Source organism: Sideroxyarcus emersonii, assembly GCF_021654335.1.
GTDB lineage: Bacteria > Pseudomonadota > Gammaproteobacteria > Burkholderiales > Gallionellaceae > Sideroxyarcus > Sideroxyarcus emersonii.
This window is the reverse complement of record NZ_AP023423.1, coordinates 268,627-275,000: the sequence shown is the minus strand read 5'-3', so window position 1 is coordinate 275,000 and position 6,374 is coordinate 268,627. Positions and strand designations below refer to the sequence as shown.

Below are 6,374 nucleotides of genomic sequence, written 5' to 3'. Positions count from 1 at the left end.
CGCCTGCAGCAGCAAGCCGCGCAACGCGACTACCGCTTCAACGTGAAACCGCGCTGGGACTTGCGCGATCTGAATTACGCCGACTGAGAATCGGCCTTCTTGCTGCCGATCCTGCTTTCCTTGCCCGTCATCAGATTCTGGATGTTGCCTTTATGGCGCCAGATCAGCAGCATCGACATGATCGCCGTCGTCATCACCAGTTCGGGACGCAACTGGATCAGCATGGCAAACACCGGCGCGGCGATCGCCGCCACCAGGGCTGCCAGCGAGGAATAACGGAACACCACCGCAACCAGCAGCCAGGTACCCAGCACAGCCAATCCCAGCCAGCCGTTCAACGCCAGCAACACCCCCAGCGCCGTCGCCACCCCCTTGCCGCCCTTGAACTTCAGGAAGATCGGGAACACGTGGCCGAGAAACACCGCCAGGGCGACCAGCGCCACCAGCATCAGGCCATCCGCATCATGCGGCGCGAACCGGATCGCCAGGAATACCGCCAGCCAGCCCTTTGCGGCGTCGCCGATCAGGGTCAGCGCCGCCGCCGCCTTCTTGCCGCTGCGCAGCACATTGGTCGCACCGGGATTGCCGGAACCGTAAGTGCGCGGGTCGGCGAGGCCGAACGCCCTGCTCATCAGGACGGCAAAGGAAACCGAACCGATCAGGTAAGCGCCTGCAACAAAGATTAGGGTGGTCATCTGGGAATACCTTAAAATGCGAGGCGGCGGATTTTACTCGAATGCGCCATTGCCACCAAACGAACAACCCCACACCTTATGGACATCATCTTTCTGCGCGAACTCAAAGTCGTCACCCTCATCGGCATCTACGAATGGGAGAAGCGCGTCCCGCAGACACTGCAGCTGGATCTGGAGATCGCCCTGCCCAACAGCCGCGCCTGCCAAAGCGACGACATCGGCGACGCGCTGGACTACGCCCAGGTCGCGCAACATATCCAGACCGTCTTGAGCGACGGCCATTTTTCCCTGCTCGAAACCCTGGCCGAGCACATCGCCCAGATCATCCTCAAGGACTTCAACGCCCCCTGGGTCCGGGTCAGCGTCGCCAAACTGCAGGCCATCCGCAACTGCAAGCAGGTCGGCATCAGCATCGAACGCGGCCAGGTCCGCTAGCGCCCGCGCAAGAAGGATTTGCCCAACCCCCTCTTTTTATGGATAATGCGCCCCCCTTAAACGGAATCCGTGCGCGTACACCTGCCGCGCCCAACTTTAGCAAGGAAGACAAAATGAAAGCCGCCATTCACCCTGAATACAACGAGATCGCCGTGACCTGCAGCTGCGGCAACAAGTTCAAGACCCGCTCCACCATCGGCAAGCCGGAGTTGCATGTCGAAGTGTGTTCCGAGTGCCACCCGTTCTATACCGGCACCCAGAAGATCGTGGACACCGCCGGCCGCATCGAGAAGTTCCGCAACAAATACGGTGCCGGCGCCAAGACTGCCGCATAAGGAACTGCGTCGTCAGCACGAATCAAAAAGGCAGCTTTCGCTGCCTTTTTTGTTTCCCGTCGCCCCCTGCGCAAACCCGCAGCCAACGCCCCATCCGCAAAGGCGGCGCCATGCCTGGCTGGCGCAAAGCCGGCCATTAGGTAAGAATGCGCACAGTTTCCTGCGCCCCTTTGGCGCGCGACAGCCGCACGGACCGACACTCAAGCTCATCGCATAGAACCAGATGTACGCCTACTACACCAAGCTGAAAGAGCCCGAGATCACCCCGCTCAAGGCAAGTTTCCTGTTCCTGCTGTGCGCAGCCTGGTTGCTCACCGGCCTGTTCGGGCACGATCCGTGGAAACCGGACGAAGCCTACAGCTTCGGCCTCATCTACCACATCATCCAGAACCACGACTGGATCGTCCCCACGCTGGCGGGCGAACCTTACCTGGACAAGCCGCCGCTGTATTACTGGACGGCCGCGCTGTTCGCCAAGACGCTCGCCCCGCTGCTGCCGCTGCATGACGGCGCACGCCTGGCGACCGGTTTCTATACCGCGCTCACCTTGCTGTTCGTCGGCCTGGGCGGACGCGAACTGTTCGGCAACAACCGCGGCTGGCCAGCCGCCATCATCCTCATCGGCTGCCTTGGCATGCTGGTGCGCGCGCACGAGATCCTCACCGACAACGCCCTGCTCACCGGCTGCGCCATGATGTTGTACGGCTATGCGCTCAGCCTGCGCCGCGCCAAATTGGGAGGAGTGCTCATCGGCATCGGCCTGGGCATCGGCTTCATGAGCAAGGGCTTCATCGCACCGATGCTGTTCCTGCTGATCAGCCTCGGCCTGCTGCTGTTCCGCAACTGGCGCACGCGCGGATACTTCACCACGCTGGCCATCGCACTGCTCTGTGCACTGCCGTGGTTCGTCGTCTGGCCCTGGCTGCTGTTCCAGCATTCGCCGCAACTGTTCACCGAGTGGATCTGGACGCGCAACATCGGCCGCTGGTTCGGCTATGCCCGCAGCGGCGATTTCCGCGAGTCGCTGTACTACCTGAAATCCCTGCCCTGGCTGGCTTGGCCGGCCGCACCGCTGGCGACCTGGACGGTATGGGAGGCGCGCAAACGCATACGCCAGCAGCCGGAGTTCCAGCTGCTGCTGACCAGCTTCATCGTCATGCTGCTGCTGTTGAGTTTCGTGCCCGACATCAACGACCAGAACGGCCTGCCCATGCTGCTGCCGATCGCACTGCTGGCCACCGCCGCGCTGGCCACCGTACGGCGCGGCGCCGCGAATGCGCTGGACTGGTTCGGCATCATGACCTTCGCGCTGCTCGCCATCGCACTGTGGTGGGGCTGGGCCGGCCTGCTGCTCGACAACAACGCCAAGATCACCCATTGGCTGAAGAACTATCAACCGGGCTTCGAGCCCGATTTCCAGGCACTCCCGTTCTGGATCGCCGTCACCGTCACCGTCATGTGGATCGTGCTGGTATGGCGGGTCGGCCGCTCGGTGCGCCGTTCCCTCATCAACTGGGCGGCCGGCATCACCCTGCTATGGATACTCGCCATGACCTTGTGGCTGCCCTGGCTGGATAGCGGCAAGAGTTACCGCCATATGGTCGAAGACCTCAAGGCGACCCTGCCGCAGAAATACAATTGCATCGCCGGGGTGCGCCTCGGCGACAGCCAGCGCGCAATGCTGCAATATTTCGGCGCCATCAGTACTCGCCGCAATGCCTCGCATGTGTGCGACCTCCTGCTGGTGCAGGGCGATCGCCTCTCGAAACCAATCGAAGACGAGATCGGCTGGGACAAGATCTGGGAAGGCGAACGCAAGGGCGACCAGAACGAACGCTTCCGGCTGTATCGGCGCATCAGGCAATAACGCCGGGCGCACCCGTCCTCACTGGGCGCCGACAACCAGCACGATGCGGATATCCTCCAGCAGCTCGGCGCCTTTGGCCAGCCGCAGGAAGCGCGGGAAGGTGCCGGTCTTGTGCACCACCCAGCGGCCCTGCCCCACCTGTGCGATGTTGCCCAGCCGCCCTGCCAGCTGCGCCATATCGCCGGCGCCAACCAGCAGGTAATATCGTCCCGATTGCGGCAACTGTGCCGCATCGTCCACCGCATGGCAGGGCAGGCGGCTATACAACCCCAGTTCGCGCGCCACGATGTCCATGCGGTACACATAGACCGGCGCTTCCGGTTTGCCCGCCAGCTGCATGCTGGCATTGTGCGCGACGCCGACGGCAACGAAGGTCAGCGCATTCGTCAGCACCAGGAACGCATACAGCATCGCGATGCCGAACACCGGATACGCCAGCACCGCACCGGCACGCAGCTGCCTGCGCGTGGCATAGGCATAGCCCAGCAAGACAGCCAGCATCGCCAGCACCACGGCCAGTATCACTGGCCTGTTCACATACGCGCCCAACCCCAGCGCCAGACCAACCAGCAGGATCGTCAGCGCCAGCTGCACGGCAACAAGCGCGCGACCACCCTGCATCGCCAGCCAGTCTTGCAGGAACTTGCCGCACAGGATGGCGGCGAACGGAAACAGGATCACCGTGTAGTGATCGAGCTGGAAGCTGGTGGCACTGAACAACCCGAAGGTGATGAAGAACGAGCCGCACAGGAACACGAAGCTGGCACGCTCGTCGGCGCTGCGCACCGCGAACTTGCGCACGCCGGAAACCATGGACGCCACGAACACCGCCACCCACGGCAGGAACGCCCACAGGAACACCAGCACGAAATAGAACGGATTGCCGTTGGTGTTCTTGATCGGTCCGGTATTGAAGAAGCGCCCGAACTGGCTGTCCCACAGGAAGAACTTGATGCCGGAGACATTCGTCTGTCCGAACACCACCTTTTCCGGGTGCATATCGAACTGCCGGTACAGCGCAATCACCTCCGGCGCGGTGAACAGCAGCGTCAGCGCAAGCGCCAGCAGCCACTTGCCGCGCCACAATTTGCTCCACTGCTGCCGGTACATCCACATGCACACCAGCCCGCTGGTGATGGTGATCAGCGTGAACACGCCCTTGGTCATCACCGCACAGGCGCTGAACAGCGCGCCAAGCAGCAGGTATTTCAATTTGGCCTGGGCGTCGTAACGCAGCCAGTAATAGCAAGCGCCCATGATGAACCCGGTCAGGTAGGTCTCCGCCTTCACCTCGATGGAAGAATCCATCAGGTGATACACCGACACATAGACCAGCACCGACAGCCATGCCGTTTCACGTCCGTAGAACAGGCGCGCGATGCGGTAAGTGTAGTAGCCGCCGATCAGGTGGAACAGGAAGCCCGGCAGGATGTAAGTGAACGCGCTGACGCCGCCAAGCTTGAACGACAGCGCCGTGATCCAGAACGGCATGTGCGGCTTGTCCAGCCAGTCCTTGCCGTCCAGCACCAGGTTGGCCCAGTCGTTATTCAGCGCGATGTGCTGGGACAGGGCGGCATAGGTGATGGAATCGCCGCCGTTGATGATGGGGGAAAGCATGGCGGCGGCGTTGATGAGCAACGTGAAGAGGGTGAGGCTTTTGATGTGAGTGAGGTTCATGGGTGCAATGCTACCTTTATATTTGTTTTCGCCAAACTCCCCATTCGCGGTGAGCATGCCGAGTTCCCGCTCCCTCTGAGAGATAACCAGCGACTTGGCTGACGTCGTTTGGCAGCTTAGTCGAATGGCTAGTAGTTCCATCAGGGCCAGGGGGAGGGAAGAGTCGTTGTATTTCCTCTTCCTTTCAAACCCAAAACCGTCGGGGGTAGCCCGACAGCTAGTCACTTTCTTTTGCTTCGCCAAAAGAAAGTAACCCAAGAAAAGGCGACCCCAATCCGCCATCCCTTCGGGATTCCCTGCGTTGCTCGGCAGGTCAGGCGGCTGCGCAACTCGCACGATCCGCTGCGCGGCCACGTGCTCAAACAGTGCTCGCCGACATCCCCTGACCAGCCTGTGCTACTCGGTGGCGAATGAGGGGAAGGTAAAGCGAAAACCCAAAATCAAAACCAACCCCATAGATGGGCGCAAAGCGCCCATCTACTCACAAACAAAAGCGTGGGCTATGCCCACACAAAACCGCTTTTGACTTTCTTTCCCCTGTGCGCCGCCGAGTAGCGCAGGACGGCCGGGGGCAGTCCGACGAATATGTTTGAGCACGTGACCGCGAGCGGGTCGTGCGAGTTTATGAGGAGGCCCGGACGTTCGAGCAACGCAGGGAACCCACGAAGTGGGCGGCGCACCGGGGGCGACTTCTTTTGGTTACTTTTCTTGGCAAGACAAGAAAAGTGACTAGCTGTCGGGCTACCCCCGACGGTTTTCGATGGGTATCGCTTTACTCTCCATCCTATGCTTGCTACCTTTTTTGAGTATCGGCAAGTTCACGAATGAGTTTCATTGTTGCCTCAATTAGGCGCTCGTCACGAGGTATCCCAATTTGCCCAACATCAGGTGTCATTTGCGTCGGATTAAGTTCTTCAACAAATCGACAGGTGTCGTAGATGATTTCGCGTATCTCGTTCCAAGTTATGCTCAACGGTGCGAACACATCCTTTTCTGTCAGTTTCGCATCAATATGCGCTACCGTTTTATGACGCACTTCAACCAGAGGCCTAGCCCTTTTCGCAAGCACCTCAAAACGAGCTTCTAGTGCTTGCAGAGTAGTGGGGGCAATTGTAGGGCGCACAGCGGTAAAGAATGTGGGGATAGATGACGAATCGGTGCGTCTGTCAAACAGATGTGCAAGACATACAAAAAAAGATGTGTAATGGGCATGATATGAGGCACGAAAAAAATCGCTATGCCTATTCATCACGCCCACATACTCGGGCCGGGCTCTGCTGGCTTGAGCCCACCAGACTTCGTAATGGGTTTTTGCTCCACTTGCCGAGTTTATGAGGTCGCCGTAAACCTTGTTTGGGTTCATCG

At 60.1% G+C, this 6,374-nt stretch carries 7 protein-coding genes (1 of these 7 running past the window's edge); 4 read left to right on the top strand and 3 right to left on the bottom strand.

Features of this window, described 5'->3' with window-relative positions:
- Positions 1-87: the 3' portion of a tRNA (adenosine(37)-N6)-threonylcarbamoyltransferase complex transferase subunit TsaD gene (gene tsaD / locus L6418_RS01245; protein WP_237248751.1), read on the top strand. The gene continues 939 nt to the left of window position 1, outside the view; only the last 87 of its 1,026 coding nucleotides appear in the window; its start codon lies beyond the left edge, outside the window; it ends in the stop codon at positions 85-87.
- On the opposite strand, the gene plsY is transcribed toward tsaD, so the two are convergent.
- Entirely contained in the window at positions 75-695 is a 621-nt protein-coding gene (gene plsY, locus L6418_RS01240; RefSeq protein ID WP_237247672.1) for a glycerol-3-phosphate 1-O-acyltransferase PlsY, read from the bottom strand. The genes tsaD and plsY overlap by 13 nt on opposite strands.
- A 78-nt stretch (positions 696-773) precedes the next feature.
- Here plsY and folB point away from each other — a divergent pair, with 78 nt between their 5' ends.
- The 3 genes from folB (at position 774) to L6418_RS01225 (ending at position 3,332) form a co-directional block, all read left to right on the top strand.
- Positions 774-1,130: a dihydroneopterin aldolase gene (gene folB / locus L6418_RS01235; protein WP_237247671.1), complete on the top strand. Its 357-nt coding sequence runs from the start codon at positions 774-776 to the stop codon at positions 1,128-1,130.
- Between the two features lie 113 nt (positions 1,131-1,243).
- A complete protein-coding gene (gene rpmE / locus L6418_RS01230) occupies positions 1,244-1,465 on the top strand; it encodes a 50S ribosomal protein L31 (RefSeq protein WP_237247670.1) in 222 nt (73 codons plus the stop codon).
- A gap of 223 nt (positions 1,466-1,688) precedes the next feature.
- Positions 1,689-3,332, top strand: coding sequence for a glycosyltransferase family 39 protein (locus tag L6418_RS01225; RefSeq protein WP_237247669.1), 1,644 nt, complete (start codon positions 1,689-1,691; stop codon positions 3,330-3,332).
- A gap of 18 nt (positions 3,333-3,350) precedes the next feature.
- Here L6418_RS01225 and L6418_RS01220 read toward each other — a convergent pair whose 3' ends face one another.
- Both L6418_RS01220 and L6418_RS01215 read right to left on the bottom strand, forming a co-directional pair.
- Positions 3,351-5,009: a glycosyltransferase family 39 protein gene (locus L6418_RS01220; protein WP_237247668.1), complete on the bottom strand. Its 1,659-nt coding sequence runs from the start codon at positions 5,007-5,009 to the stop codon at positions 3,351-3,353.
- A 793-nt stretch (positions 5,010-5,802) separates the two neighbouring features.
- On the bottom strand, positions 5,803-6,372 hold the full coding sequence (locus L6418_RS01215; protein ID WP_237247667.1) for a hypothetical protein: 570 nt from the start codon (positions 6,370-6,372) through the stop codon (positions 5,803-5,805).
- Positions 6,373-6,374 lie beyond the last annotated feature (2 nt).